Below are 3782 nucleotides of genomic sequence, written 5' to 3'. Positions count from 1 at the left end.
GCCAACTGGCGAGAACCCATCCCCCATCATGCCTCACACGCACGTCGTATTGCGAACGGCCGTTGTGAGGTGCTTACAATTGGCCGGCAATCGCTCGAATTGAAAGTCCAGCCGAGACGCCGCGCGAGATCTCTTCACGTTCACTCAAAGTCAATGCCCGCAACGACCGCTTACGAGCAGCAGGGGTGTACCCTCCGCATAGTCGGATCACGCCGTAGATCGAGCCTGCAGGCTTGCCTAGCGCCTTCCCGATGCCAAGGAACGATTCACCTGCCCGCCACCGTCGCCAAACCTCTGACTTGCCTTCCGGCGACAACCCCGGCCTTCCCATCTGTGCCATTCGTCAACCCTCCCTCATTCGATATTAATAGGAAGGTGTTGCAACGATCCATTGAATCTACCCGTTTTCAACCTCGCGATGGCCGCACTCGGCACCCACCTGCCTCGCGAATTTCCTGGGCGGCGAAACCGTAACGGGAGGCGCACGGGTGACGGTCCGATGTACATGTCGAAATCAAACGCCTGTTGCAAAGCAGTATCGAGTTTAAGCCGCACATAGGCGTTTTAGATGTTTTAGCGACGTTGCCGCATCATCCTGCGTTCGCGGTTTTCTCACGATTTTTCGTTGACGATGTTCATCCGTGTCACGAACGGTCTGTACGATCGGCTCGTTGCTCCCAATCATTTTGCCTGTCAACGACGGATCTTAATCACATATGTCGAAAATTCCATCATCCGCGCCGTTCCAGCCCCATACGCTTGCAACGGCAGAACCGCGCCCCGCGATAAACGAACCCGACCCGGCCCTGATCCGCCGCTCGAGCGCGGCATCAGCAGACTCCGGGCAATTTGAGGACCTCGCGCGCCGGGGCCCGTCACCCGCGCTCACGACCGGATCGCGCAGCTCGATGCGCATGCGTGCGCCGTTTCCGGAAAGGACTAGCAACGCCTCTGTCGATATCGAGATGCTCGAGCGGACATCATTGGAGGTTGCGCACGAGAGCCCGGCAGTGGAGCGAAGCGCCACAACCAAAGATGTGGCAAAGGGCGCTGTCGGCGGACGGGACGACACCATTGAAGCGGCCAGCCCGCGGGTAAAGGCTGCTCAGACGTCGCATCCGCTGGATGTGCTGGCGTTGCGCGCGAGGCTCGAACAGCAGAAGTCCAGAACGATTTATCTTGAGGACCTAGCTGACGTGCTGAACGAAGTTCGACCAAATTTGCTTCATCCGGCGAAGGGCGGCAAGTTGCCGAGCAACAGCAAACGCGTCGGTCAAATCTCGGACAGGCAGCTCAACGCGTGGTATGACGCGCTGTCGGTATCGAAAGACGATGTGAAGAAGATGGAGAGCGCCGCTTACTGGGCAGGGATGTTCGTGCCGACCAGCGGTTCGATCTTCAATATGATCAGCTACCTCGTCGTGCCTTTCGCGACACAAAAGATCAAGAACCCGTGGGTGACCGCGGCCATCAGCCTTGGCGTGGTTGCCGTGCAACCCGTCGTCACATCACCGATGCAGTCGCTTGTGATCGGCGCGATCGATTATTACCGGCGCCTCGGACAGCCCGAAGTGAAGCTAGATAAAGGCAATATCAATTCGAAGAGCACCCAGTCCGATATCAGGAAGAAGATCGACGATGCGATTTCATCCGCGCACGCAAAAGAAAGGGCGGTGGTGCAGCTTTTCGAGCAGCACGGTTGCGTCGGTGCGCATGGTCAGATCGACGAGCGCAAGCTGGCGGAAAAGATCGCCGGAGACAAGCTTTCGCCGGAAGACAAAAAAGCGCTCATCGACGCATGCAACCGGCATCTCGATGCGCTGGTCACGCTGTGCTCGCATGCGGGTGAGATGCAGGCACTTGATGGCGCGCACGCCCGTCAGGTCGAATCGACGCTTTGGCAGATTCCCGCGCGCACGGTGCGCTCGGGCAGCGGCGCGCTGGCTCCGTTTATCAGGCAGTCCGGCGCACAAGCCCCGCGGTCGACGCTCGACCATCTCGTTCATCACAAGCTGTCGCCGTCGAAGGTGACTGGCGTGTCGGCGTGCATCGCGTTAATGGCAATCGTGATGCAGCATCTCGCGGCGGCGCGAGACGAAGTGAATGGCCTGAGGCTCGAACACAAGTTGAACATCCTGCATGCGGACTTCTTCAACCACGGAGGAAAGGATGCAGCAATCAGGCGAGGAAAAATCACATCGGCAGATCTTGACGAAGCGAAGTGCAGAAATATGGTCGCGCTTCCGGAAGCGACGATCGTGCAACGCGTGGCCGACCGCGTCGACGCGCAGTTGAAAGTGTTGACCGCCGAACTGGAACGGCAGCGCGGCACGCAGGCCGGGCCTGGTGCGCTGGAGCAGGGCGTGGCGGACGGCGACCCGGAGCTGAAACAGAGAATCGCCGCATACCAGAAAGACGTTGAAAACCTGCGCAAGTTGACCTTGCCGGACGACATGCACGAGGACACGAAGGCGTTGCTAGAGGGCGCGCTAAAGGGATCGCCGGGTTTCGCACTGGGAGAGGCGTATGGGAAGCTCACGAAGCCGCTCGAATTCAGCTCGCAGGTATCGCAGCGGCTCGGTCAGACGTTCACGCTCGGCGCGTTGGGAAGCGCCGGCGCGACGGCGGGTGGACGTTTCGCGACCGCGGCGATGGGTGGCAGCAGTCATATTTCGTTAACCGTGCAATTTGTGCTCGCGCTTGCCAGCGCGTTGATCGGCGTCTTTGCCGCGACCACGCAGGGCATGGTGACCAATATCAAGAATCAGCGCCGCGACGCGAAGCCTGAAGAGGCGATGGGCTTTATGACGCAATTTGGCAAAGGTGTCGGGGCACCGATTGTCGCGGGATACAACGCGTTCGAAAGCTGGCGCGGACTGAGTCATGCGGGCGCGGCCTTCTCGACGTTCGAGAAGCAGGCGACGCATATCGGCGCAAGTCTGGAACAGCTCGACAGCATCGCGACCGCTCGCGAGCACGATCTGATCGAATCCGATAACGACGTTGTCCCGCACTCCGACGTCGCGGATGATGACCGCCTGGCAAAAACGAAGACGCCACCGGGGAAACCGGAGCAGGCATGATCGGCATGGCGAAAGTTGCGCGGCGTGTTTGCGTTCGCCGCGCGCGCGACAAATTACACCATTTCGCGAAGCGTGAATGCAGAACGTCAGGTGTAGATCTGAAACAGACCCACGAAGTCGCGCAGGAAAAGACCGGCGGGAGTCAAAAGACACGGTCTCAAACGCAGGCACCGCGCAGTTCGAGGGATTTGCCGGGGTCCGGCAGACGGCCGCGGCCGAAGTCGCGTGTGGCAATGTGATCGCGAAGGACCAGCGCTTATGCACACGTCAATGATTACGAGCAGCCAGACGCGTTCCATCTCGAACTCGTGTTCGAATCCAAGCCGATCGCGCACCACCACCTTGGGCCGGATATCGCGACCGGCCTAGGTCGCGGACTTTACCTATTGCTGGACATGGTCAGTCCCGGTCTAGTGGCGTTCGTGACCGATGTGTTTGCGCGCCGTATCGTCGGTTGGCGCGTGTTGGCATCGATGAGGAGTGACTTCGTGCTGGATGCGCTGAACCAGGCGTTACACGATCGCCAGCCGCCGCCCGGGCTCATTCACCATTCCGATTTCGATGCCCGCTCGCGCGGCGTAGCGCCAAACCCGGCGGTCTCCGACAAAGTCGGGGCGGTTCAGTCTTTCAGGCCAGCGAGGTACAGCCAGCCTTCGTCAGTGGCGATGTACGTGATGTCACCACACCAGGCCTGATTTG

The 3782-nt window shown here is 59.9% G+C and carries 2 protein-coding genes and 1 pseudogene; 2 read left to right on the top strand and 1 reads right to left on the bottom strand.

The window, feature by feature from the left end:
* Positions 1–73 precede the first annotated feature (73 nt).
* Positions 74–331 (bottom strand): helix-turn-helix domain-containing protein, encoded by a 258-nt coding sequence (locus QYH69_RS35655; RefSeq protein ID WP_374992569.1) that lies wholly within the window; start codon positions 329–331, stop codon positions 74–76.
* Between the two features lie 865 nt (positions 332–1196).
* Here QYH69_RS35655 and QYH69_RS35650 point away from each other — a divergent pair.
* Together QYH69_RS35650 and QYH69_RS35645 are read left to right on the top strand one after the other, a co-directional pair.
* Positions 1197–3083 (top strand): hypothetical protein, encoded by a 1887-nt coding sequence (locus QYH69_RS35650; protein WP_308836310.1) that lies wholly within the window; start codon positions 1197–1199, stop codon positions 3081–3083.
* A gap of 369 nt (positions 3084–3452) precedes the next feature.
* Positions 3453–3640: pseudogene (locus QYH69_RS35645) on the top strand (DDE-type integrase/transposase/recombinase); the annotation flags it as partial.
* Positions 3641–3782: the final 142 nt, after the last annotated feature.

Source organism: Paraburkholderia sp. SARCC-3016 (assembly GCF_031119615.1).
Taxonomy (GTDB): Bacteria; Pseudomonadota; Gammaproteobacteria; order Burkholderiales; family Burkholderiaceae; genus Paraburkholderia.
Note: the sequence above shows the minus strand (reverse complement) of the source record. Positions and strands in the feature narration are given on the sequence as shown.